Raw genomic sequence first — 23975 nt, 5'->3', positions numbered from 1 at the left:
AAGCGGTCAGATTTTGTAAATTTTTTACAGAATTTGACCGCTTGTTTGTTATAATTATTTTCATCTTTTTTCACTTTTAGATGAATAAATTATGAAACCCATTTTCCTCGAAATCCGCCATTTACGAACATTAGTTGCTTTAAAAGAAAGCGGAAGCGTATCTTTGGCTGCAAAGCGTGTTCATTTAACCCAATCAGCCCTTTCACATCAAATTAAACTATTAGAAGATCAGTATGATCTTACCCTCTTTGAACGTAAAAGCTCACCTATTCGATTCACTCAAGCGGGAGAACGCCTAATTAAACTTGCCTATGATATTTTGCCGCAAGTTATTGAGGCTGAGCTTGATTTAGCTCGTGTAAAACAAGGCGAAGTGGGAGAAGTACGTGTTGCGGTGGAATGTCATACTTGTTTTGACTGGTTAATGCCCGCAATGGATACATTTCGCCACCACTGGCCGTTAGTGGAATTAGATATTGTATCGGGCTTCCATACCGATACTGTAGGACTATTATTAAGCCATAGGGCGGATTTGGCAATTGTGTCTGAGGTTGAAGAGAACTCTAGTATTATTTGTAAGCCACTATTTTCTTATGAAATGGTGGGAATTTGCTCGAAAGATCACCCACTTGTAGCAAAAGATGTGTGGGAAGCAGAAGATTTCAAAGATGAAACTCTCATCACATACCCTGTACCTGATGATATGTTGGATTTATTGCGTAAAGTGCTAAACCCTGCCGGTATTAAAGTTACTCGTCGTAATAGCGAATTAACCATTGCCATCATTCAGCTTGTTGCGAGCCGTCGAGGAGTAGCAGCACTACCTTATTGGGCGGTTAAGCCTTATTTGGATAGAGGTTATGTGGTAGCACGCAAAATCACTCAGCAAGGTTTATATAGCAATCTCTACGGAGCAATTCGTGAAGCAGATTCTGCCCTTGCCTACCTAGATGATTTCCACGATACCGTTAAAGACCAAAGTTTTGCCACCTTGCCGGGCTTAATGGTATTGGAATAGAAATAACAAGCGGTCTATGTTATTCATTATTTTACAAATTGAATAACATAGACCGCTTTTTATTTAAAAGAGATTATCGGCTACCAATTCTGAAAATATTTCGCATTGTCGCTACTTTTGCCGACAGCCAACCGATAAATATGCAAAGCACAATTAAGAAAAAGGCTTCGCTAAAATTTAAGCTTTTTAATTCAAATTGAACGGTGAACATATCGGTGACATATTTCACAATGCCCGTAAAGTAACTAATAGTTACCGCACTAAACAGTACCGCCAAAAGACTACCGAAAAAGCCGTAAATCATTCCTGTATAGAGGAACGGGCGAGCAATAAAGTGATCGGTTGCCCCTAGAATTTGCTGAACTTCAATTGCAGCTTTGCTGTTCGCCACATCAGTTCTTACACTGTTTCCAATCACTAAAAAGACTGCTAATAGCATCAGTAATGTACATACAATCGCAATCCGTGCAATGAGCCAAGTTAAGGCAGTTAATTTTTCTAACCAGCCATTATCTAAACGAACTTCCTGTACGCCTTTGATTTGTTGTAAGCCATTGCGTAGCTCAACCATTGCATCAGCATTATTGAAATTCGCCTTGGGTTTTAAGGTAACCACTGCTGGCAATGGATTTTCATCTAAAATATCTAACGCTTCACCAAAACTGGTCCAAGAACGGAACTCTTCTAAACTCTGCTGGCGAGAAATATAATTAAATGAATCAATTTTATCCGATTCATAAGCTCGAATACGATCAACCACCGTATTCACATCGTGTTCAGCCAAGTTTTTGTGCAGATAAACTGTAAGTTGTGGCTCCGGATAAAACTGCGTTGCTGCAGTGTGTGTATTTTTCCATAGTAAATAACTTACCGTTGGAATCGTGAGTGAAACCGCAATCACTAATATGGTTAAAAATGTGCCAAGTTTGCGTTGCATTAAATCTTGCCAAACCGCTCGTAAAGAGTAGCTGGTTTGAGCACCTAATTTGTTAAATGAACGAATCATAATATTCCCTTAAAATTTAAGATGCCCTTGTTCCAACACCAAACACGGTTTTGGACGTTTTGAGATGATATTAGTATCGTGCGTAGCAATCAGCACCGTTGTGCCAGCTTGGTTAAATTCCTCGAATAAGCGGAAAATTTCAAACGACAGCTTTTCATCTAAATTCCCTGTCGGCTCGTCAGCCAATAAAAGAATTGGGCGATGGACAATAGCTCTGGCTATATCTACCCGTTGTTGTTCACCACCTGAAAGGTGTAATGGCAGGTAATTGGCTTTATCCGCAAGCCCAACCCGCTCAAGAGCAATGCGGGCTTCACGCTCCACAATAGCTTGGTTCATACCCAAAATAATTAATGGAAGGGCAACATTGTCTAAAATGGTTCTATCGGTTAATAAACGATAATCTTGATGCACCATACCAATTTGGCGACGTAAAAACGGCAACTCGTGATGAGAAAGTCGGGTAATATCGTGCCCGTTAAACAAAATTTGCCCACCATTGGCACGCTCAATCCCCATAATTAATTTTAAAAGCGTACTTTTACCCGCACCGGAATGCCCGGTAATATACGCCATTCCACCTGCGGGCAGATGAAAATCAATGCCTTGTAAAGCTGGTTTACCGCCTTTGTAAACCTTGTTCACATTGGTAAATTTAATCATTGTGTTCGTCCTCGTGGCTAAATAAGGCTTCAATAAATTCTTCTGCGTTAAACGGACGTAAATCTTCAATTTTCTCGCCAACACCGATAAAACGGATAGGAATATTGAATTGATCTGCAATCGCAAAAATTACTCCACCTTTTGCCGTACCATCTAATTTGGTTAATGTAATGCCTGTTAAACCAACCGCCTCATTAAACAGTTTTGCTTGGTTGATCGCATTCTGCCCTGTGCCTGCATCAAGGGTAAGCATAATTTCGTGCGGTGCGGTCTCATCATATTTTTTCATTACACGCACGATTTTTTTCAACTCGTCCATTAAGTTATTTTTGTTTTGTAATCTGCCTGCGGTATCTGCAATTAATACATCAATCCCTTTTGCCGCAGCAGATTGCATTGCATCAAAAATAACTGAGGCAGAATCTGAGCCCGTACTTTGTGCCACAACAGGAATGTTATTTCGCTCACCCCACACCTGAAGTTGCTCTACTGCTGCTGCACGGAAAGTATCCCCTGCTGCTAACATCACCGATTTCCCTTCATTTTGGAATTTACGGGCAAGTTTTCCGATAGTTGTGGTTTTACCCACACCATTCACGCCAACCATTAAAATCACATACGGTTTTTTCTCTTCAAGCACTAGTGGTTGAGCCACAGGTTTTAATACCTCACCTAACTCAATTTTTAATTGTTGATAGAGTAAATCAGCATCTTTTAGCTGCTTTTTAGTGGCGTGTTGCGTTAAATTATTGATGATTTTTTGCGTGGTCGGCATACCTAAATCCGCCACAAGCAATTGTTCTTCTAGCTCTTCAAATAATTCATCATCAATTTTCTTGCCACTAAAGAAGTTACGGAAACCCGAGCCAATGTTCTGTTTGGTTTTAATTAAGCCCTGAATTAAACGGCTAAAGAAACCACCTTGACTTGGTTTTTCTTGGTATTCATCTTGAATAGTAGGCTCTTCAACTGCGTCTTGAACATCATTCACTAATTCAGTTGCAGCAACTTCCTCAACTACCGTTTCTTCTACTTGGTAAGTAACTTGTTCCTGTTCGTTGAGATCTAACTGCTCAGTTGCAATATTTTGCAGATTTTCGACCGCTTGTTCGCCTTTTTCTTCCTCAAATGTTTGTTCGATTTTGTCTTCAACATCATCAAAGAACTCTTTTACATCTTCAACTTTTTCTTCAACAAACTCTTTGATATCCTCAACTTTTTGCTCGAATTTATCCTCAATTTCCTCAAACTTTTGTTCAAGCTGTTCTTCTTTTTCCTCAAAGTAATCTTCTAGATGATCTACCTTTTCTTCAATTTTATCTTCCAGATCATCTAATTTTTCAGAAAACGATTTCTCGGCTTCCGGTTCAATAATGACAGGCTCTTCTGATCGAATAACCTCTTGTTGAACTTCTTCCTGCTTTGCTTCTTCTTTCTTACCAAATCCAAGCCAAGACCAAAAACCTTTTTTCTTTTCTGACATATTTTTCTCTCATTTATACTGAAAATAGACTAAACTTATATAGTTTATCAAAAAATCCTTTATTTTCCTTTAGTGAGTATGAAAAAAAATCGAAATTCTCCGCAATCCAGCCACCAAATGGGGGAAGTGCGTATTATTGCCGGACTTTGGCGAGGTAGAAAATTACCGGTATTGAATGCAGAAGGGCTACGCCCAACTACAGATCGTGTGAAAGAAACGTTGTTTAATTGGTTAATGCACGATATTGCTCACTCACGCTGTCTGGATTGTTTTGCCGGCAGTGGCTCACTGGGTTTCGAGGCTCTCTCTCGCCAAGCACAAGCGGTCGTTTTTTTGGAAAAATTTGCAAATGCGGCTAATCTATTGAAGAAAAACCTGCAAACCTTAAAAACAGACAATGGTTCGGTCATTCATACCGACACCTTGCAATATTTGTCGCAAAAAAACAGTAGTGAACAGTTTGATATTGTATTTATCGATCCACCTTTTCATCAAAATCTTGTACCACAAGTGCTAAAATTGTTAGTTGAAAATCATTGGTTAGCAGAAAATGCGATTTTATATGTGGAAACGGAGAAAAACCACGCTCCATTAAATTTACTCGAAGGCTGGCAAATTTTAAAAGAAAAAACGGCAGGAATGGTGGTAAGTCGTCTAATCCAAGCATAAACTTTTGTTTTTTATAACTAAAGGATATAGAATAAAACTTATCTATATAACATTTTTGTAACAATACAATTAGAATAAAAAGTATGAAAAAATTAACACCTGATGAAGCAATTGATATTGCTTACGATATTTTCTTAGAAATGGCAGGGGAGAATTTAGATCCTGCGGATATTTTACTATTCAATCTCCAATTTGAAGAGCGTGGAGCGGTCGAAATGGTTGAAACTCGTGATGATTGGGATCAAGAAATCGGTACATTAATTGACCCGGAGGCATTCGCGGAGGTTTGGGTCGGTTTAGTGAACGAGCAAGATGAAATGGACGATGTATTCGCCCGTTTTTTAATTTCTCACGATGAAGAAAATCGTGAATATCACGTTGTTTGGAAAGAATAATAAGGAAAAATATGTCGAACATCGATACTTCTCAACCCATTGAGGCTTCACTACAATTTCGTGAAGCAATGGCACATTTATCATCAGCGGTCAGTATTGTTACCACCAACGGTATCGCAGGTAAAGCAGGGCTTACCGTTTCTTCGGTAAGCTCGGTAACAGATGCTCCTCCAACGGTACTTTTTTGCATTAATAAAAACAGCCACGTTCACGATATTATCAAACAAAACGGCAAGGTTTGTATTAATGTATTAAGCCACGAGCAGGAAGATCTTGCCAAACATTTCGCTGCAATACTTGAAAGCACAATGGAAGAACGTTTTAGCTGGAATATTTGGGATAACGGCTTCGATGATCAGCCTGTGCTACGCAGTGCAATTTCTGCTTTACAAGGAAATATTGTCGATACTCACGCAGTGGGAACGCATACTATTTTTGTGGTGGAAGTGAGCCACATTGATGTAGAGCCAAATCACAGTTTAGTCTATTTTGCTCGTCAATTTAGAAGTATAAGCATTGATTAATAAAATATATTTCACCTAAATTTGATCAAATCCGACTTTTTTAGTCGGATTTTTTATTGCCTGCAATTTAAAAGTGATAAAATTTCAGCGTTTATGTTAATAACAAAGGAAAACGCAATGGAAAACTTAATTTGCTATAAACAAATGCCGGTGTGGAAAAAAGATACTCTTCCACAAATGTTTCAAGAAAAACACAATACCAAAGTTGGCACTTGGGCGAAACTAACCATTCTAAAAGGCTCGCTCAAATACTATGAATTAACTGAAGAAGGTGATGTGATTAAAGAAGATATTTTTGATGCCAATAACCAACGTCCAATGGTTGAACCACAATTATGGCACAAGGTGGAAGCCTTATCTGATGATTTAGAGTGCCAACTTTCCTTTTATTGCAAACCTGAAGACTATTTTGCGAAAAAATATAATCTTACCACTACACACTCCGAAGTGTTGAATGCGGTCAATTACATTAAAGGCGGAAAAGCCCTCGATTTAGGCTGCGGGCGTGGACGTAACTCACTCTACCTTAATTTGTTGGGCTTTGATGTAACAGCAGTCGATCATAACCAAGAGAGTATAGATTTCCTCAACTATATGATTGAAAAAGAGCAAGCTAAAAATATTACCGCCGGCATTTATGATATTAATGAGGCAACAATTGGCAACCAAAATGGTGAATATGATCTTGTTATTTCCACTGTAGTAATGATGTTCTTAAACCGTGAACGAATTCCTGCGATTATTGAAAATATGCAGAAAAATACTAAAGTCGGTGGCTACAATCTTATTGTCTGTGCAATGAGTACTGATGATTACCCTTGCCCAATGCCGTTCTCTTTTACCTTCACTGAAGGTGAGCTGGCAAATTATTACAAAGATTGGGAGCTGGTAAAATATAACGAAGATTTGGGACATTTACATAAAACAGACGAATTCGGCAACCGTATTCAACTGCGTTTTGCAACAATGTTAGCGAAAAAGGTGGCTTAATATCAGTTACAAGCGGTCAAAAAAAGAAAATTTTTTGCGAATAGCAAATCCCGAACTACTCGGGATTTGCTATATTTTTATGCGTAAAATGCTATAATGCGTCGCTATTTTTTAACGTTCATTTTGAGGAAACTATGTCTGAGTTAGTTATTGCGTTTATTTTAGGTGTGGTGGAAGGTTTAACAGAATTTTTACCTGTATCTTCCACAGGTCATATGATTATTGTAGGTCATTTATTAGGCTTTGAAGGCGAAAAAGCAGCTTCTTTTGAGGTAGTGATTCAGCTCGGCTCAATTTTAGCGGTTGTAGTTATGTTCTGGCGTAAATTATTCGGCTTAATCGGCATTCATTTCGGTCAAAAGCCTGATTTTAGCCAACCACGCTTAAGTTTAATTCATATTTTACTCGGAATGATTCCTGCGGTAGCCTTAGGTCTAATTTTCCACAAAGATATTAAATCACTGTTTAATCCGCAAAATGTAATGTATGCGTTAATTGTTGGCGGTATTTTATTGATTATTGCTGAAAAATTCCGCCCAACGGTTACGGCTGAAACCGTTGATAAAATGAGCTATAAACAGGCTTTTGTGATTGGTTTATTCCAATGCTGTGCATTATATCCGGGCTTTTCTCGCTCAGGGGCAACGATTTCAGGCGGTTTATTAATGGGCGTTGGTCGTCAAGCGGCGGCAGAATTTTCATTTATTTTAGCCGTACCAATGATGATGGGTGCGACTGTTTTAGATCTGTATAAGAGTATGGATTTCTTGACCGTAAATGATTTACCGTTATTTGCGGTGGGTTTTGTAACTGCGTTTGTTGTGGCATTAATTGCGATTAAAACCTTCCTAAACTTGATTAAAAAAATCTCATTTATTCCGTTTGCAATCTACCGTTTTGTTGTCGCTGCGGTCGTTTATTTTGTATTTATTCATTAAATTTTATATTAATATTAATTTGAAACCCTGTTTTCGTGTTAATGCCAAAACAGGGTTTTCTTTTTAAGAAAATTTAGTCGTTTCTTTCAAAATTATCATACCGCAAACGTTTGCTTGGTGGTATAATATCGCCGTTTTTTATTCATATGTTACTGTTGAGGTTAAAGTGAGCACACAACTTAGTTACAAAGATGCAGGCGTTGATATTCACGCAGGTAATGAATTAGTAGAACGTATTAAAGGCGATGTGAAACGTACCCGCCGCCCGGAAGTGTTAGGTGGTTTAGGTGGTTTTGGTGCTTTATGTGCTTTGCCAACTAAATATAAAGAGCCGATTTTAGTATCAGGCACAGACGGAGTGGGCACAAAATTACGTTTAGCCATTGACCTCAACAAACACGATACTATCGGTCAAGATTTAGTGGCAATGTGTGTGAACGACTTAGTTGTTCAAGGTGCAGAACCGCTATTCTTCTTAGACTACTACGCTACCGGTAAATTAGATGTTGATGTTGCAGCAGCAGTGGTTAAAGGCATTGCAGACGGCTGTGAAATTTCAGGTTGTGCATTAGTAGGTGGTGAAACAGCGGAAATGCCGGGAATGTACCACGAGGGCGACTACGACCTAGCCGGTTTCTGTGTCGGTGTGGTAGAAAAATCAAAAATCATTGACGGCTCAGCAGTGAAAACTGGCGATGTATTAATCGCATTAGGCTCAAGTGGTCCACATTCAAACGGCTATTCATTGATCCGTAAAGTTATTGAGGTTAGCGGTGCTAATCCCGCGAAAGATGTGTTAGACGGTAAATTATTAAGCGAACATTTACTTGCACCAACCAAAATTTATGTAAAATCGATTTTAAAATTAGTGGAAGAAGTAGATGTTCACGCTATCGCTCACTTAACCGGTGGTGGTTTCTGGGAAAATATTCCGCGTGTATTACCTGAATCTGCCAAAGCAGTGATTGACGAATCAAGTTGGCAATGGCCTGCAGCCTTCAAATGGTTACAAGAAAAAGGTAACATCAGCCGCTATGAAATGTATCGCACCTTCAACTGCGGCGTGGGTATGGTGATTGCACTACCTGCTGCTGATGTAGAAAAAGCCTTAGCTGTATTAAAAGAGAACGGCGAAAATGCGTGGATCATCGGTAAAATCGAAGATTTAGGCAATGGTAGCGAACAGGTTGAAATCAACTAATTTGCAAAATAAATGCTAAAATTAGCCGCTTGTTAAGTAAAAATTAAGCCCTAAGTTTTATAAAAACTTAGGGCTTTTTATTATAAACCTGCTCCAGCTCTTAATGCTTCTGCCTTATCTGTTTGTTCCCAAGGGAAGTGTTCACGACCGAAATGACCGTAAGCAGCGGTTTCACGATAGATCGGCTTAATTAAATCTAACATCTTGATTAAACCGTAAGGGCGTAAGTCAAAGTTTTGGTAGATTAATTTAACTAAAGTTTCGTTACTTACTTTACCTGTGCCGAAAGTTTCTACCATAATTGAGGTTGGGTCTGCCACACCGATTGCATAAGAAAGTTGGATTTCACAACGATCAGCTAAACCAGCGGCGACAATGTTTTTCGCTACATAACGAGCGGCATAAGCTGCGGAACGATCCACTTTTGATGGGTCTTTACCTGAGAAAGCACCACCGCCGTGACGAGCTGCACCACCGTAAGTATCAACAATAATTTTACGACCGGTTAAACCACAATCGCCCATTGGACCACCAATTACAAAGCGACCTGTCGGGTTAATGAAATATTTGGTATTTTGGCTTAGCCATTCGCTTGGTAATACCGGCTTGATAATTTCTTCCATCACACCTTCAATCAAATCTTTTTGTGAAATATGCTCAGCGTGTTGGGTAGAAAGCACTACAGCATCAATGCCCACGATTTTGTTGTTTTCGTAAGCGAAGGTTAATTGGCTTTTTGCATCAGGACGTAACCAATCTAATTTACCTGATTTGCGTACTTTCGCTTGTTGTTCCATTAAGCGATGAGCGTAAGTAATCGGAGCCGGCATTAACACTTCGGTTTCGTTGGTTGCGTAGCCAAACATAATCCCTTGGTCGCCTGCACCTTGCTCTAACGGATCAGCTCTATCTACGCCTTGATTGATATCCGGTGATTGTTTTCCGATAGCATTTAATACCGCACAAGAGTGAGCATCAAACCCCATATCAGAGTGGGTATAGCCAATATCGCAAATCACTTGGCGGGTTAAGTTTTCAATATCAACCCACGCAGAAGTGGTAATTTCACCGCCTACTAATGCCATACCTGTTTTAACGTAAGTTTCACACGCCACACGTGCTTTCGGGTCTTGTTTTAAGATTTCATCTAATACCGCATCTGAAATTTGGTCTGCGATTTTATCCGGATGCCCTTCTGAAACGGACTCAGAAGTAAATAAATTAATTGCCATTGTATTCCTCTCTATCTTAAATATCGGATAATAAATAATAACAAGCGGTCTTTTTTACTCGCTACGCTCGCTCCTTCGGAGCCGTTGGCAAAGCCAACGTTCAAACGCAAGCGTTTGTTGTAAAAAATTTACAAATACGAACCTCTTGTTGAAATTTTGTTTGGAAGTATTTCCATCTAGACGTCTATAATATATTTTTTGAACGTTTTAGGCAAATAGAATTTGGTTATTTTGCTAAATAAGACTTTAACCTGACTAACGCATTTTTTGCATCTTCCACACCCAAATCGTACATTGCTTGTATTTTATTCACATCTTTTTCTAAGCGACCTATTTTAAGCGTCTTACTTGGGCGAATAACGAAAATTTGTTGCTTTTCATTAAGTTCAATAACCTGCTCAACCGCTTGATTGTATTCTGCATAGCGATTTGCCCAACGTTCGATTAATTTTGGGTATTTTCTATAGAAAAGTTTGAAAAGCCACATTGAGCTTGGTTGCTTGCGGTATTCCAGCGGACGAGTAAGAATAACGATAATTTTATCGTAGCCCATCTCAATAAATTTCTGCACCGGAATGCTATCTGAAACGCCGCCGTCTAAATATTTTTTTCCCTCAATTTCCACAATTTTTGAAACAATCGGCATTGAAGAAGTGGCTCGAAAAGCCTCCATCTGCTCAAAAGCATTGGTGATTTTAATATATTCAGGCTCGCCTGTTTCCACATTGGTTACCGTTACCCAAAAATCCATTCCGGATTGTTCAAAGGCTTTTTGATCGAATGGGTCAAGTGTAGTTGGTAGTTCATAATAGGCAAAATCACGATTCACAATATTACCTGTAGTGAGTAAGCTGTGAATCCCCATATAAAGCTTATCTTTAGCATATTTTTTGTTATATCGTAATGCTCTGCCTTTTTGTTTAGACGGAAAATTCACACCGAACAGTGCTCCGGCAGAAACCCCGATTGCACCGTCTATATGAATATTTTCATCTAAAAATACATCTAATACGCCTGCGGTAAAAATTCCCCGCAAACCGCCACCTTCAAGCACTAATCCGACTTTCATATCATTCCCCCTGTAATTTGTGTATTATAACCTGAATTTATCTTCATAGGAGCAACTATGGCTGATACGGAATTTGTTCATTTTTTGTTAGATCAACTCTCGTCCATTTCAGGTTTGCGAGCGAAAAAAATGTTTGGTACATATTGCTTGTTTTATAACGATAAAATTGTGGCAATTATCAGCAAAGATTATCGTATTTTTGTAAAAACCAAAATAGAAACTTTACCCCTTTTCTTGGCAGAAAATGCAGAGCAATTTAGCTATTTTGCAAAAGGGAAAGTGCAAAAAATGCACTATTGGTCTATACCTGAGTTAGCGATCGAAGAATCTGATGAGCTGATAAAATGGATTAGGCTCGGCTTGCAAGCGGCCTGATTTTCGTTATTTTTTACAAGAGGCAACAATGAGAAAAAATCAATTTAATCAACTAATTGGCGAAGAAGTTAGTCATTTTTCAGCTGGCGAAGTGCCATCACTACAATATGTAGAAGGGAAGTATTGCTATTTAGAAAGGTTGAATAGCTCTCGCCATTTTGATGATTTATGGCGTGTTTACGGTACAGATTCAGAACTTAAGAATTGGACATATTTACCTGCTTTTTTTGGACCTTTTGGGGATAAAAATACATTCTCTGAATTTTTAAAGCAGCAAGAACAAGCAAGCGATCCTTATTTATTGGTTATTATGGATAAGCAAACCCAGCGAGCAATTGGAACATTTAGTTTAATGCGAATTGATCCTGCAAACCGAGTTATTGAGGTAGGAGCTGTGATTTATTCTTCACAGCTACAACGTTCACGAATTGCTACGGAAGCTCAATATTTGTTAGCCTGTTATGTATTTGAAGAGTTGAAATATCGGCGTTATGAATGGAAATGCGACAGTTTAAATGAGCGAAGTCGTCGAGCTGCTGAACGTTTAGGCTTTACCTTTGAAGGGATTTTTCGACAAGCTCAGGTTTATCATCACAGAAATCGGGATACCGCTTGGTATTCGATGTTAGATTCTGAATGGAAAACTATTAAGAAACGCTTTGAGGCTTGGTTAAATCCAGATAATTTTGATGAACAAGGTAAACAAAAACAACGTTTGCAAGATATTTAAGTGTTAATCCATTATTTATTAAAAGTTTACAAATTTGTGAGCTAATTCACAAAAACAAGCGGTCTTTTTTGTTAAAATTTTTACAATTGTTTTATTTTTATTACAAAGGAGTAACAGAATGACCTCTCAGCAACTAATTTCAGAATTAACAAGAATTGTCGGTGAAAAATACATCATTACTGATCCATTAAAAAATGAGGAATACCGTTCCGGTTATCGTTTTGGCACAGGTAATGCATTAGCTGTTGTTCGCCCTGCTACATTACTGGAGTTTTGGTATATAGTAAAAGCTTGTGTAGCGGCAGATGTGATTGTCATCAATCAAGCTGCAAATACAGGTCTAACAGGCGGTTCAACACCAAGTGGCAATGATTATGATAGAGATATTGTTATTATAAATGCAATGCGTATTGACGGTATTCAATTGATTAATCAAGCTGAACAAGTGGTTTGTTTACCCGGTTCAACGTTAAATGAATTGGAAATTTTACTTAAAAAATATGGGCGTGAACCGCATTCAGTAATCGGCTCATCTTGCATTGGAGCTTCTGTTATTGGTGGCGTATGTAATAATTCAGGCGGTGCTTTAGTTCAACGAGGTCCGGCATATACAGAAATGGCACTTTATGCACAATTAAATGAGCAAGGTGAGCTAGAGTTAAAAAATCATTTGGGGATAGATTTAGGCGATACACCAGAAGAAATTTTAACGAATTTACAAGAAAGTCGTTATCAACGAAAAGATATTCAAAATGAGTGTGGAAGAGGTCATGATCACAGCTATTGTCATCACGTTCGTCAAGTTGATGCAGATTCACCGGCTCGTTTTAATGCTGATCCTGCTCGCCATTATGAAGCATCAGGTTCAGCAGGGAAACTCGCTATTTTTGCAGTGAGATTAGATACTTTCCCATTAGAAAAAGAGACTGTGGTGTTCTATCTTGGGACAAATCAAACCGATGTACTTAACGATGTGCGACGTGCGATGTTAGGGCAATTTGAATCATTGCCTATTTCAGGTGAATATATTCATCGTGATGCCTTTGATATTGCTGCAAATTATGGAAAAGACACCTTCTGGGTGATTAAAAAATTTGGCACGCATTGGTTGCCAAAACTTTTCTCAGCAAAAGCGAAAGTAGATCGTTTGGCTAAGAAAATGAGTTTTTTACCTGCAGATTTGAGTGATAAATTATTGCAATCAATTAGTAAAATTTTACCTGAACATTTACCAAAGAAATTGTGGCAATATCGCGATCAATATGAACATCATCTTATCATTAAGATGGGTGGAAAAGGTGTGCAAGAAGCACGAGATTTTTTAAAAAATTACTTTGCAAACTCAGATAGAGGCAATTACTTTGAGTGCGATGCAGTAGAAACTCAAGCAGCTATGTTACACCGTTTTGCCGTTGCTTCGGCAGCGATACGTTATAGAGCAATCCATTCTAAAGAGGTTGAAGATATTGTGGCATTAGATGTAGCTTTACGTCGTAATGATGCAGATTGGTTTGAGAAACTTCCAGCGGAAGTTGATTCTAAAATTATCCATAAACTTTATTATGGGCATTTTATGTGCCACGTTTTCCATCAAGACTATATTGTGAAAAAAGGAGTAGATTGTCTGAATTTGGAGCACGAGATGCTAAAATTGCTTGATATAAGAGGTGCACAATATCCGGCAGAGCATAATGTCGGGCATTTATATGAAGCTAAGCCAGAATTACGAAAATTCTATAAACAACTTGATCCTACCAACAGTTTTAATCCGGGAATAGGGCAAACCTCTAAGAAGAAATTCTGGCAATAGCAGCTAATCTTTTCTTTGAATGACAAGCGGTAATTTTTTCATAAAATATTACCGCTTGTAGCTACTTATCCTCTATACTTATTCCATTCTTGTTACTTAAATAGATATCTTGATGAACCAGAAAAAACTATTCTCTCTTATTGCTGCGGTTTTACTGGCAGCTATTTTGCTATTTTTTCTTTTTTCGGATAAAAAAGATCAGCCAAATATAACGCAACAAAATTTCCCATCTTCTTTGCTGGGCGATTATGATGTGAAAATGAAAAATGATCGCTTGAAGCAAAATATTGTGGATACCGATTATTACACCTTGGCTCTTTCATGGTCACCGGCGTTTTGCCAAAAACAAAAACGCAATAATAATGGCAAAGTGCCGCAACATTTGAAATATCAGTGTGATGGGGAGAAAAAATTTGGTTGGGTAATTCACGGTTTATGGCCACAGAGTGGAAATGCCAGTCGGATTGAAGATCACCCTCGTTATTGTCAAGGCGATTTGCCAAAGGTAGAAGAAGAAACGATTAAAAAATATCTTCCGGAATCGCCGGGTGCAACACTTTTACAAGGTGAGTGGGAAAAGCACGGAGCTTGTGCGTTCAATCAAGCTGATGCTTATTTTGCTAAACAGAAATCCCTCTTTAATGAACTTACATTGCCTGACGTTGATATGCCAAAATCTGAGCTATTTAAATGGGTGAGAGTGAATAATCCGCAGCTTAAGGGTGTTTATTTAGGTGGTGGAAAAGATGAGCTTTATATCTGCTATGATAAATCTTGGCAGCCAATGGATTGCCCTCGTTGATGTCTGATTTTCGCCAACTGAAAATGCAGGTTCAACGCCAGTTAAAGCGTGATTTAGAGCGTGCAAATAGTTACTTCAACAAAACTTTTACCCTACCAACTGTGAATTATAACGTGCGTGGGGTAAAAGCAGGTGTTGCTTATTTGGAACGCAATGAGGTGAGATTCAACCCTGTGTTGTTACAAGAAAACGGGCAGGCGTTTATCAGCCAAGTTGTGCCGCACGAGCTTGCTCATATTTTGGTTTATCAACACTTTGGGCGGGTTCAATCACACGGCAAAGAGTGGAAAATGATGATGGAAACCGTACTCGGTGTGCCAGCAGAAATTTATCACTGTTTTAGCACACAAAGCGTTCAACAACAATTTACCTACCAATGCAGTTGTCAAACCCATCAACTTTCTCTTCGCCGACACAATGCAGTAATGCGTGATAAACGAAGTTATATTTGCCGTCTGTGTAAAGCTCCGCTTCACTTTGTGGAGTGAACGTTAAAATAATGTTGCAATTTAGCTAGACATTCTTTTTTTACTCCCTACAATGCACCTTAGTTTCAATTTTTAATTTAGTTAATTTTCGGAGCATTTTATGGAAACTATCGTCATTGTCGGCGGTGGGGCAGGCGGCTTAGAGCTTGCAACCTACCTTGGACGCAAATTAGGACGTAAACAAAAGGCAAAAGTGATTTTAATTGATCGCAATGCTACACACTTGTGGAAACCGTTATTACACGAAGTTGCCACAGGCACGCTAGATGAAGGGGTTGATGCATTAAGTTACCGTGCACACGCCAAAAATCACGGCTTTGAATTTCAACAAGGCACATTAGTTGCGGTTGATAGAGAAAATAAATCAGTCTCTCTTGCACCTATTTATAATGCACAAAACCAATTATTAGTAAAAGAGCGTAATATCAGTTACGATAAATTAGTGATTGCAATTGGCAGTAAATCCAATGATTTCGGAACGAAGGGCGTGGCGGAACACTGTATTTTCTTAGATGGTTCAGAGCAGGCAAAAGATTTCCAAAAACGTATGATGGAACTGTTTTTACAATTCTCTCACAGTGAAGATAAAGATGTAAAAATTGCGATTGTAGGCGGTGGAGCAACAGGCATTGAGCTTTCTGCCGAGCTTTATCATATTGTGAGAAACTTAAATTCTTATGGTTTTGGTAAGTTAAACCGTGCCAGTTTAAAAGTTACCTTAATTGAAGCTGGTCCTCGCTTAATTCCTGCTTTGCCGGAAAGAATTTCAATTGCAGCATTCCAAGAGCTGAAAAAAGCTGGGGTGGAAGTGCGTTTAGGCACAATGATTACGGAAGCTCGTGAAGATGGTTTGATGACCCGATTAGGCGAGAAAATTGAAGCCGATATTATGGTTTGGGCGGCAGGTGTGAAAGCTCCGGATATTACGCGTGAATTTGGCTTTGAAACCAACCGTTTGAACCAAATTCAGGTTAAAGATACCTTGCAAGCGACCGTTGATGATGCGGTTTTTGTGATTGGTGATTGTGCTGCCTTAATGCAAGATGGAAAACCTATTCCACCGCGAGCTCAAGCAGCCCATCAAATGGCAACCTTATGTGGTAAAAACATTGTTGCTTTACTTGAAGGAAAAGAGCTGAAGCCATTTAGATTTAATGACAAAGGCTCGTTACTTTCATTCTCGAAATTTGGCACAGTTGGCAATTTAATGGGGAATTTAGTCAGTGGTGATATGTTTATTGAAGGCAAAATTGCTCGATTTGCATATCTTTCGCTATATCGAATGCATCAGGTCGCATTACACGGTTGTTTTAAAACAGGATTGATTGTTTTAGTGGGGCAGATTAACCGCTTCCTACGTCCAACAATGAAATTACACTAAGAAAAAATCCGCATCACTGATGCGGATTTTCGTTTACAAGCGGTTATTTTCTTTAAAAATTTTGCAAAGGTTATTTAGCCAATTTGATTTCAGCTAACCATTTATCTACCAAGCGTTTTCCTTCTTCGCTTGAACCTGCTTTTTTATAATCAATTTCAACAAACTCAAGGGCATCCGCTTTGGTTGATTGAGGTGCTACTTCGGCATTTACATTAGTTGGCGTTTGGTAAACGCCGTGTTTTTTCCACGGAATTTCTTGGGCTTCTTTGGAAAGTACCCAGTCCATAAATAGCTTTGCATTTTCAAGGTTACGAGCGTTTTTCAAAATACTCACGCCACCTAACGCATACCCCACTTTGCCTTCAGGAATAACCGCTTCAACCGGTGCTCCTTTCTCCTTTTCAGTGGCATAGCTATGTACAAAACCGACAGTTACTGCACTTTCCCCTCGAGCCAGATTACTGGTTACTAATGCACTTTTGACATATTGTGAAATATTCGCATTCAATTTTTTCAAGTAATCAAAGGTTTTTTCTTCGCCCCACAGCGTGGAAAGAGTGGTCATTAACGTATAAGTTGTACCAGAGCTGCGAGGGTCAGGCAGTTGGACTTCACCTTGTAGACGAGGGTCGAGTAAATCGTCCCATTTTTTCGGCATTTCAACCCCAAGCTTGGCTAATTTTTCCGTATTTACGCCAAATCCAAGAACTAACATATAGACAATAGAAGTAAATTTGCCTTGCTCGCTTTCCACTAAGGATTTAAATTGCGGCAAAATTTCCACTTGTTTTGACGAGCGATATTCTTCTAATAAACCTAATTCACCGGCTTGAAAATGCGGCTCAATAGTGCCTCCATACCAAATATCCGCTTGTGGATTTGAGGCTTCAGCTTTTACTTTACCCAAAATCGTGCCTGTTCCACCGTGAATAAATTGCGTTTCAACATTATATTGTTGCGAAAATTGTTTGGTCATATCTTCACAAACATTGTTTTGTACCGAGCAATAAACCGTTAAACGCCCTTCTGCTTGAACGTTAGGTGTTATAAATAATGCTCCGGAGAGCAACAAGCCGGATAATAAAGAGGCTAATGATTTTTTCACTTCCATTTCCTATAAGAATATTAATAGATAAGGTTGGCAAGTCTAGCATTTCAATAGATGGGTGAAAATAACCCATAGCCATAAAGTATGTTGATTTAGCCTATTATTCTAATGACTTTCAGCTATCTGGCAATTTTTTGTAACAAACGTTTGTGTTTGAGCGTTAGTTTTACCAACGACTCCGAAGAAGCAAAAGTAGAGGGTAAAATAACCGCTTGTAGTAACTTGCTATTTTGCAAAAATTCAGAATAATAAATATCTTTGTCTTAATGTTAAATTTTAGTTATGGAAAATAGTTGGAAATACGCTATTAAATTAACCACGCCGATTTTTATGGGATATTTTGCCGCAGGAGTGGCTTACGGGATGTTGGCAACGAATGCAGGAATGCCTGCTTGGTTCACCATTGCAATGTGCTTTACCGTGATTTCCGGCACAGCACAATATGCGGCAATTCCGTTTTTTGTGTCGGGGGCTGGGGCAATTTCTGTGTTTCTAAGTACACTTTTAATGAGCTTGCGTTTTAGTTTTTATACTTTGAATATGATGGAACACAAGCCAAAATCTCGTTTTAAAGGAATAGTCTCTATCGCAGGTCTAACAGACGAAGGCTTTGCGGTATTATCTACGTTACCAAAAGAACAAAGGCAATCTCTGATTTTTAAAGTCTCTACATTGTGCGTAACATATTGGACTTTTTCCACTATTGTAGGTGTACTGATCGGCGATTCAGCTGCAAACTATATTCCTCATTTAGATTTTGCCTTACCGTGTTTATTCGCTATTTTGGCTTATGAACAATATAAAAACCAAAAGCAATGGAAGCCAATCTTTATTGCTTTAAGCGGCTTCTTACTTGCCCGCCAAATTACTGAAACTAGTGTGTTGTTAGTTGCTATTGTCGTTGCCATTATCATTGTGGCTTTTCTGCCTCAATCGTTCTCTAAAACTACCAAAGGAGTAGAAAATGAGTCTAAATGATATTTTGATTATGTTTGTTGCATTGGTTTTGGGTACACAAATTTGTCGCTTTCTCCCCGAATTTTTACCGAAAAAGGTACTATCTTCGCCGATTTTGCAAAAATTAAATAAAATGTTACCGCTTGTGATTATGCTTTTACTGCTTTTAACCAGTGTAACATTTCCCCAAAATGGCGAGAGTATTAATCTTTTCTTTGCACAGATATTAGCATTAGTTTGCGTATTAGCGAGCTATATTTGGCTGAAAAATACGTTTTTAAGTGTGGCATTGGGGATTTTAGGTGTGAATGTATTTTTGTCGATTTTAGGCTGATTGCAAATTTTAGATAAAAAATAACCGCTTGTAACTGAATATTACAAGCGGTCTTTTTTTGCTTATTTTTTGTAAATTAGATAGCTAAACCGAAGGCATAGAATGCGACTAAAATGATAGCAATAATAACTGTACCTAAGTTTAATTTGTTTGCTTCGCCTGAAATTAAGCGACCAATCACGAGTGTTGCGAAACCTAACATAATACCGGTTACGATGTTTGCGGTTAATACAATAAATACCGCACATACAAGACCTGCCATTGCACCAACGAAATCGCTAAAATCTAATCTTGAAACGTTGCTCAACATTAATAAACCAACATACATTAATGCCGGAGCGGTTGCATAGCTTGGTACTAAGAACGCAAGGGGTTGGAAGAACAACATAAATAAGAAACCGATACCCACCACTACCGCTGTTAAACCGGTTTTACCGCCAACCGCTGTACCTGCTGCTGATTCAATATAAACTGCTGCGGGTGCTGTGCCGAATAAACCTGATAAAATTGAACCGAAAGAGTCAGAGGTTAGGGCTTTATCGCCATTGATAATCTGTCCGTCTTTATCTAATAAATTAGCTTGACCTGCTACCGCACGAATTGTGCCTGTTGCATCAAAAATGGCAGTCATCACTAACGCAAATACGACAGGTAAAATTGCGGTATTTAATGCCCCCATAATATCAAGACTTAAAAACAGTGAATTTTCTCCAAAGCTTGGCATTTTGAAAAAGCCTGAGTATTTTACGTTCGGATCAAAAATAAGCCCAACAATGGTAATTGCAATGATTACCCATAAAATACTGCCTTTTATTTTCAGCTTTTCTAATCCGATAATAGCGGCTAAACCAATTAAAGACATCAACACAGGGAATGAGGTGAAATCACCTAATTTTACCGGGATATCCATACCACTATTTACGACTAATTTAACGTTAGTTGCCGCAATAATAAGTAGGAATAAACCGATACCGATACCGGCACCGTGTGCAATGCTGCTTGGTAAATTACGCAAAATCCAAGTGCGAATACCTGTTGCAGAAATAATGGTAAATACTACACCCATTAAGAAAATTGCACCTAGTGCTACAGGAATAGAAACTTGCTGCCCTAGTACTAAACTAAAAGCGGTAAAAGCAGTTAGAGAAATGGCACAACCAATCGCCATTGGTGCATTAGCCCACAATCCGATTAAGATTGAGCCTAAACCTGAAACTAAGCAGGTTGCAATAAATACCGATTCCGCAGGGAAGCCGGCTTGACTTAACATTCCCGGCACAACGATAACAGAATACACCATCGCGAGGAATGTGGTTAAACCTGCGATCACTTCTTGACGAACGTTTGAACCACGCTCTTCAAATTTAAATAAGGACATAAAAACCTCAAAGAAAAAATAGAAAAGGAAATTTTGTGGGCGAATTCTACAGAAATTTAAATTAATTGGCAAACGTTTGCCTAAGTAAAAAAAGAAAAGCAGGAATAAATCCTGCTTTTACCTTGCCGTTAATTAGTAATCAATAAAGGCTTCTTGATCTGCCCCTTCTTTTTCGACTTTAGGTTGCACCATATGTTCACGTTTCAATCCAAGTTCTAATGCAACACCAATTGCAATATAGATTGATGAATAAGTACCAAAAGCAATACCAATAAATAATGCAAGTGAGAAGCTATGAAGCGTTGGACCACCTAGATAGAACAAGGCTAACACCACAAAGAGAGTGGTAACAGAGGTCATTAAGGTACGAGAAAGCGTTTGGCTTAATGAAATATCTACTACTTCAGTTGAACTTAAACGACGAATTTTTGAGAAGTTTTCTCGCACACGGTCAAACACAACAATGGAGTCGTTCAGTGAGTAGCCTACTACCGATAAAATCGCTGCCACGAAGGTGAGATCAAGCTCAATCTGTAAGAAAGAGAAAACCCCGAGTGTAACTAATACATCGTGGAATAAAGCAACAATACCACCTACCGCTAAACGCCATTCAAATCGTGTTCCCACATAAATAAGTAACATTGCCAGGGTTGCAAGAGTGGCATAAATTGCCCCTTGTGTCAGTTCTTCACCTACATTCGGTCCAACAAATTCAATGCTTTTAATCGTTGCATTTGGGTCTAACTTCTGATGGATCATATCCATCACTTTGTTCCCAACACTCATATCACCAGCATTTGCAGACAAGCGAATCATTAGATCGCGTTGGCTACCCGTAGTTTGTACTAAAGCACTGCCATAGCCACTATTTTCAAGTTCGCTACGTAGTTTCGGTAAATCCGCCGGTTGAGAGAATTGGGTTTCAATTACTGTACCGCCTGTGAAATCCAAGCCCCAGTTAAATCCTTTCGTTGCAATTGTGAAAATACATAATGCAGACACAATAATCGAAAAAATGAAACCGATGAAGCGGTATTTCATAAACGGAATTAACTTATAAGGCAGTTTAATGTCTGCTACATCTTGTTTTACATTTTCAATAGCCATTTATTCCACCTTAAATCCAAAGTTTTTTCACACGTTTACCGCCGTAAACCCAGTTTACCAGCATTCGAGTACCGGTAATGGCGGTAAACATAGAAATAATTACCCCTAAAGCAAGCGTTACCGCAAAGCCTTTTACCGGACCTGTTCCTACCGCATACAGCACAAGAGAGGTTAAAATGGTGGTGAGGTTCGAGTCAAAAATACTTGAGAATGCACCACTATAGCCTTCGTGAATAGCTTGTTGAATAGAGCGACCGTTACGAATTTCTTCTTTAATACGCTCATAGATCAACACGTTCGCATCTACCGACATACCCACTGCCAGCACAATACCTGCAATGCCCGGCATTGTAAGTGTTGCCCCAATTAATGACATTAACCCGATGGTTAAAATCATATTGGCAATAAGCGCTAGTGAAGCAAATACCCCAAACATTTTATAAAACGCTAAGCAGAATAAAATGGTTAAGCCTAAGCCTAACATACTTGCTTCCATACCTTGTTTAACGTTATCCGCACCGAGTGATGCCCCGATAGTACGTTCTTCTACAATCACGATTGGAGCAATTAATGCACCAGAACGTAGTAATACCGCAAGATTTTGAGCTTCAGCCGGTGAATTAATCCCTGTGATTTGGAATTGATTACCTAAACGGGTTTGGATAGTTGCCACGTTAATCACTTCTTGATGCTTTTCCAAAATAACTTTGCCGTTTGCATCTTTACGACCTGAATCTTTAAATTCGGTATAAAGGGTTGCCATTGGCTTTTTAATTGCCATTTTAGTAATTTCGCCCATCATATCGCCACCTTCAGTATCTAATTTGATACTTACTTGCGGTAAGCCGCGATCATCTTTACCGGCGGTTGCATCAATAATATGCTCACCACCTAAAGACGGTTTACGGCGTAATACAACAGGTTCACCATCACGAGTGTTTTGTACTTCAGAATCAGCCGGTACAATCCCTTTAGCTGCAGAAGCTAAATTGGCTTCTGTATTTACTAAACGGAACTCAAGGGTTGCAGTTGCCCCTAAAAGTTCTTTTGCACGAGCAGTATCTTGCACGCCGGGTAATTCCACCACAATGCGGTCAGCACCTTGACGCTGAATAGTTGGCTCTGAAACCCCTAATTCTTCTACACGCTTACGCAAAATAGAAAGATTTTGCTCAATTGCCATACTACGAGAATCAGAAAGAGCTTGCTCTGACGGGGTTAAAGTTACGTTATTATCTTTAACTAAAATATCAAGCGTTGGGTGAGAGCGGCGAATTAAACGCACCGCATTTTCAGCTGTTTCGTTATCAACAAACTCAATCTCAGTTGCAAAATTTTCGCCTTTTTTGACCGCTTTATATTGCAGTTTTTCTTTGCGGAAATCATTACGCAAGCTGTCTTGTAAGGTATCTTGCTGTTTAGCAAGAGCGGTGTTCATATCTACTTCCATTAAGAAACGAACACCACCAAGTAAGTCTAAGCCTCGTTTCATCGGGCTTCCACCAATATCTGAGAGCCATTTTGGTGTTGCCGGTGCAAGGTTTAATGCAACAGAATAGTTATTACCCAATGCTTCAGAGATTTTTTCTTTGGCTGGAAGTTGTTGTTCAGCACTTTCTAAACGAACCAAGATCGAACCATTTTCTAATACGGCTGATTTCGGCTGAATGTTCATTGATGAAAGCGTAGATTGAACTTGAGTAAGGGTTTCTGGTGTGGCTTGTTGTCCACGAGTACCGGAAATTTGTACAGATGGATCATCGCCATATAAATTTGGAAGGGCATATAAAGCACCAATGGCGATCACGAAGATCACCATTAAATTCTTCCATAGAGGGAAACGGTTTAACACAATAAATCCCCAAATGTTAAGGTTTGATTAGAGGCATTAAAGTGATTTTAATGAGCCTTTAGGTAATACAGCAACCACGAAATCACGCTTAATGGTTACTTCAGTTGTGTCGTTTAATGCGATAACAATGTTGTCATTATCTGCAGTTACTTTCGTAATTTTACCGATTAAACCACCGCTGGTTAATACTTCTTCGCCTTTTGCGAGGCTTGCGAGTAATTCACGTTGTTGTTTTTGGCGTTTTGCCTGTGGACGATAAATCATAAAATAAAAAATTGCACCGAAAACAATCAGAATAAAGATCATTTCCATTCCGCCACCTTGTTGCATAAAAACTCCTTAAATTGTGTTAAGTGGTATAAAAAATTGATGTTATAAAAACGCCTGTTAAAATACCACAAATTCAATGAATTAACGAGTAGAAAAATTCATCGAATGCTTTTCTTTTAAACAAAAATTTGGGTA

General features: G+C 38.8%; 25 protein-coding genes. 15 read left to right on the top strand and 10 right to left on the bottom strand.

Going from position 1 to position 23975, the window contains the following annotated elements; translation table 11 throughout:
* Positions 1-91: 91 nt before the first annotated feature.
* A complete protein-coding gene (locus ICJ55_RS09935) occupies positions 92-1018 on the top strand; it encodes a LysR family transcriptional regulator (RefSeq protein ID WP_188156656.1) in 927 nt (308 codons plus the stop codon).
* 73 nt (positions 1019-1091) lie between these two features.
* Here the strand turns inward: ICJ55_RS09935 and ftsX are convergent, their stop codons facing one another.
* From ftsX to ftsY, 3 genes are read right to left on the bottom strand one after another with little or no spacing between them, the layout of a single operon-like run.
* Entirely contained in the window at positions 1092-2024 is a 933-nt protein-coding gene (gene ftsX / locus ICJ55_RS09930; RefSeq protein WP_188156655.1) for a permease-like cell division protein FtsX, read from the bottom strand.
* A 9-nt stretch (positions 2025-2033) separates the two neighbouring features.
* Entirely contained in the window at positions 2034-2687 is a 654-nt protein-coding gene (gene ftsE, locus ICJ55_RS09925) for a cell division ATP-binding protein FtsE (protein ID WP_188156654.1), read from the bottom strand.
* A complete protein-coding gene (ftsY, locus tag ICJ55_RS09920) occupies positions 2680-4170 on the bottom strand; it encodes a signal recognition particle-docking protein FtsY (protein WP_188156653.1) in 1491 nt (496 codons plus the stop codon). The genes ftsE and ftsY overlap by 8 nt, the downstream gene beginning before the upstream one ends.
* Before the next feature lie 78 nt (positions 4171-4248).
* Here ftsY and rsmD point away from each other — a divergent pair, with 78 nt between their 5' ends.
* From rsmD to purM, 6 genes are all read left to right on the top strand, one after another.
* Positions 4249-4839, top strand: a complete 591-nt coding sequence (gene rsmD / locus ICJ55_RS09915; RefSeq protein ID WP_188156652.1) for a 16S rRNA (guanine(966)-N(2))-methyltransferase RsmD — start codon at positions 4249-4251, stop codon at positions 4837-4839.
* 83 nt (positions 4840-4922) lie between these two features.
* On the top strand, positions 4923-5234 hold the full coding sequence (locus ICJ55_RS09910) for an HI1450 family dsDNA-mimic protein (protein WP_188156651.1): 312 nt from the start codon (positions 4923-4925) through the stop codon (positions 5232-5234).
* A gap of 11 nt (positions 5235-5245) precedes the next feature.
* Complete coding sequence (gene hpaC / locus ICJ55_RS09905; protein WP_188156650.1) at positions 5246-5758, top strand: 4-hydroxyphenylacetate 3-monooxygenase, reductase component; 513 nt, start codon at positions 5246-5248, stop codon at positions 5756-5758.
* A gap of 117 nt (positions 5759-5875) precedes the next feature.
* Positions 5876-6748: an SAM-dependent methyltransferase TehB gene (tehB, locus tag ICJ55_RS09900; protein ID WP_188156649.1), complete on the top strand. Its 873-nt coding sequence runs from the start codon at positions 5876-5878 to the stop codon at positions 6746-6748.
* Between the two features lie 134 nt (positions 6749-6882).
* Entirely contained in the window at positions 6883-7686 is an 804-nt protein-coding gene (bacA, locus tag ICJ55_RS09895; RefSeq protein ID WP_188156648.1) for an undecaprenyl-diphosphate phosphatase, read from the top strand.
* Between the two features lie 166 nt (positions 7687-7852).
* A complete protein-coding gene (gene purM / locus ICJ55_RS09890) occupies positions 7853-8887 on the top strand; it encodes a phosphoribosylformylglycinamidine cyclo-ligase (RefSeq protein WP_188156647.1) in 1035 nt (344 codons plus the stop codon).
* Positions 8888-8967: 80 nt separating this feature from the next.
* On the opposite strand, the gene metK is transcribed toward purM, so the two are convergent.
* Positions 8968-10119, bottom strand: coding sequence for a methionine adenosyltransferase (gene metK, locus ICJ55_RS09885; protein WP_188156646.1), 1152 nt, complete (start codon positions 10117-10119; stop codon positions 8968-8970).
* Between the two features lie 226 nt (positions 10120-10345).
* Entirely contained in the window at positions 10346-11188 is an 843-nt protein-coding gene (locus ICJ55_RS09880; RefSeq protein ID WP_188156645.1) for a patatin-like phospholipase family protein, read from the bottom strand.
* 57 nt (positions 11189-11245) lie between these two features.
* On the opposite strand from ICJ55_RS09880, the gene ICJ55_RS09875 reads away from it, so the two are divergent.
* From ICJ55_RS09875 to ICJ55_RS09850, 6 genes are all read left to right on the top strand, one after another.
* Positions 11246-11563 (top strand): TfoX/Sxy family protein, encoded by a 318-nt coding sequence (locus tag ICJ55_RS09875; RefSeq protein WP_188156644.1) that lies wholly within the window; start codon positions 11246-11248, stop codon positions 11561-11563.
* A 28-nt stretch (positions 11564-11591) separates the two neighbouring features.
* Positions 11592-12293, top strand: a complete 702-nt coding sequence (locus ICJ55_RS09870; RefSeq protein ID WP_188156643.1) for a GNAT family N-acetyltransferase — start codon at positions 11592-11594, stop codon at positions 12291-12293.
* 118 nt (positions 12294-12411) lie between these two features.
* On the top strand, positions 12412-14103 hold the full coding sequence (dld, locus tag ICJ55_RS09865; protein ID WP_188156642.1) for a D-lactate dehydrogenase: 1692 nt from the start codon (positions 12412-12414) through the stop codon (positions 14101-14103).
* Positions 14104-14215: 112 nt separating this feature from the next.
* Positions 14216-14905 (top strand): ribonuclease T2 family protein, encoded by a 690-nt coding sequence (locus tag ICJ55_RS09860; protein WP_188156641.1) that lies wholly within the window; start codon positions 14216-14218, stop codon positions 14903-14905.
* Positions 14905-15393 (top strand): SprT family zinc-dependent metalloprotease, encoded by a 489-nt coding sequence (locus ICJ55_RS09855; RefSeq protein WP_188156640.1) that lies wholly within the window; start codon positions 14905-14907, stop codon positions 15391-15393. Before ICJ55_RS09860 ends, ICJ55_RS09855 begins: the two co-directional genes overlap by 1 nt.
* A gap of 100 nt (positions 15394-15493) precedes the next feature.
* On the top strand, positions 15494-16774 hold the full coding sequence (locus ICJ55_RS09850) for an NAD(P)/FAD-dependent oxidoreductase (protein WP_188156639.1): 1281 nt from the start codon (positions 15494-15496) through the stop codon (positions 16772-16774).
* A gap of 70 nt (positions 16775-16844) precedes the next feature.
* Here the strand turns inward: ICJ55_RS09850 and ICJ55_RS09845 are convergent, their stop codons facing one another.
* Positions 16845-17885, bottom strand: a complete 1041-nt coding sequence (locus tag ICJ55_RS09845; protein WP_188156638.1) for an ABC transporter substrate-binding protein — start codon at positions 17883-17885, stop codon at positions 16845-16847.
* A 279-nt stretch (positions 17886-18164) separates the two neighbouring features.
* On the opposite strand from ICJ55_RS09845, the gene ICJ55_RS09840 reads away from it, so the two are divergent.
* Together ICJ55_RS09840 and ICJ55_RS09835 are read left to right on the top strand one after the other, a co-directional pair.
* The gene (locus ICJ55_RS09840; protein ID WP_188156637.1) at positions 18165-18860 is read left to right on the top strand and encodes an AzlC family ABC transporter permease; all 696 of its coding nucleotides are present in this window, start codon (positions 18165-18167) and stop codon (positions 18858-18860) included.
* On the top strand, positions 18847-19173 hold the full coding sequence (locus tag ICJ55_RS09835) for an AzlD domain-containing protein (protein ID WP_244141776.1): 327 nt from the start codon (positions 18847-18849) through the stop codon (positions 19171-19173). Before ICJ55_RS09840 ends, ICJ55_RS09835 begins: the two co-directional genes overlap by 14 nt.
* A 76-nt stretch (positions 19174-19249) precedes the next feature.
* Here ICJ55_RS09835 and ICJ55_RS09830 read toward each other — a convergent pair whose 3' ends face one another.
* From ICJ55_RS09830 to yajC, 4 genes are all read right to left on the bottom strand, one after another.
* Entirely contained in the window at positions 19250-20551 is a 1302-nt protein-coding gene (locus ICJ55_RS09830; RefSeq protein ID WP_188156636.1) for an NCS2 family permease, read from the bottom strand.
* 132 nt (positions 20552-20683) lie between these two features.
* On the bottom strand, positions 20684-21658 hold the full coding sequence (gene secF / locus ICJ55_RS09825; protein ID WP_188156635.1) for a protein translocase subunit SecF: 975 nt from the start codon (positions 21656-21658) through the stop codon (positions 20684-20686).
* A gap of 10 nt (positions 21659-21668) precedes the next feature.
* Positions 21669-23510, bottom strand: a complete 1842-nt coding sequence (gene secD / locus ICJ55_RS09820; RefSeq protein WP_188156634.1) for a protein translocase subunit SecD — start codon at positions 23508-23510, stop codon at positions 21669-21671.
* A 36-nt stretch (positions 23511-23546) separates the two neighbouring features.
* A complete protein-coding gene (yajC, locus tag ICJ55_RS09815; protein WP_025216924.1) occupies positions 23547-23840 on the bottom strand; it encodes a preprotein translocase subunit YajC in 294 nt (97 codons plus the stop codon).
* Positions 23841-23975: the final 135 nt, after the last annotated feature.

The sequence above is a fragment of the Mannheimia bovis genome (assembly GCF_014541205.1).
In the GTDB taxonomy this organism is placed as follows: Bacteria; Pseudomonadota; Gammaproteobacteria; order Enterobacterales; family Pasteurellaceae; genus Mannheimia; species Mannheimia bovis.
Note: the sequence above shows the minus strand (reverse complement) of the source record. Positions and strands in the feature narration are given on the sequence as shown.